The sequence below is a fragment of the Acidaminococcus nyctereutis genome (assembly GCF_052216985.1).
GTDB classification, from domain to species: domain Bacteria; phylum Bacillota; class Negativicutes; order Acidaminococcales; family Acidaminococcaceae; genus Acidaminococcus; species Acidaminococcus fermentans_A.
Genome location: NZ_JBQOUY010000064.1, coordinates 1 through 1,274 on the forward strand (window position 1 = coordinate 1; position 1,274 = coordinate 1,274).

General features: G+C 44.0%; 1 protein-coding gene. It reads right to left on the bottom strand.

Annotated elements, in window-relative coordinates:
• A partial coding sequence (locus ACTUHY_RS12875; RefSeq protein WP_442828006.1) for a GTP-binding protein occupies positions 1–616 on the bottom strand: 616 nt, incomplete at its 3' end.
• Positions 617–1,274 lie beyond the last annotated feature (658 nt).

The window sequence follows — 1,274 nt, forward strand, 5'->3', positions numbered from 1 at the left end:
GCTGTTCCTCCCGCGCAAGTTTTTCCCGGCTGATTGGTTCTCCTGCGATATACTTTTCCAATAATTCATCGTTATTTTCGATGACCGCATCCCATGCTTCTATGTCGGTATTTTCCTCCAGGACTATTTCCGGGGACAGCGACACCGTCTGCTTGATGATAATATCGGCGGAGAGCTTATCCCGAACAGACTGAACCACGCTCTGCAAATCAACGCCAGCCTGGTCGATCTTGTTGATAAAGATAACGGTGGGAATGTTCATTTTCCGCAGGGCATGGAACAGAATACGGGTCTGGGCCTGCACGCCATCTTTAGCGGAGATCACCAAGATGGCCCCATCTAAAACAGCCAAAGAGCGGTACACCTCCGCCAAAAAATCCATGTGGCCGGGCGTATCCACAATGTTAACTTTACATCTGTGCCACTGGAAGGAAGTGACTGCCGCTTGAATGGTAATCCCACGCTGCCGCTCCAAAAACATGGTGTCCGTCCTCGTTGTCCCTTTTTCGACGCTCCCCGGTTCTGAAATGGCTCCGCTGGCATATAGCAGGCTCTCCGTCAAGGTCGTCTTTCCAGCGTCTACATGGGCAAGAATTCCAATATTGATTATTTTCATGTGATTGTCCTCCCTTTACAGCCCCAAAGGGCATAAAAATCCCCAGCAGTAAAATACTTTTACCACTGGGGATTATAAGTTGCGGACATACACATATACAGCATACACCTGTTTGTGATTGCTGTTTTTGGGGATATGTCAAAATTGATAAGGCAAAAGTATTCTTAAATTGGGTACAAAAAACTAAGCCCCTACAAAAGGAGCTATCATAATCCTTTGTTCCCACTATTTGATTATAGTTTTATTTAAGAATACCTTGCCGCATATTTTTTACTCCTTTTCTGGATTAAATCATTGTATCACATCAGTTTTAGGAAAGCAAGTACCTAAAAGAAATTTTTCTTCCCCTTATATGTAACAATCATACCGGCTTCCTAGCGTTCAGAATGTTTTCTGCTGTCTGCTGTGGTGTTTGGTTGGAATTGTCCAACCAAAAGCCGATCCGTGGTGTTGTCTGCATTTTACTAAATACAAATTCAATGTATACAGAAAGATATAAGGAGTGGGAGGGATTCCGCCGTAGTTGGCATTGTAGGAAAATCCAAAAGTTTAGATTTTCCCACAATGCTTATCTTTTGGTCTTTGGTTCGGAATAGTGTAGTGCTGGCGGTCTATCTCTTGTTTTCGGTTGCTTGCTTCCTTACCGTACATGAGCATT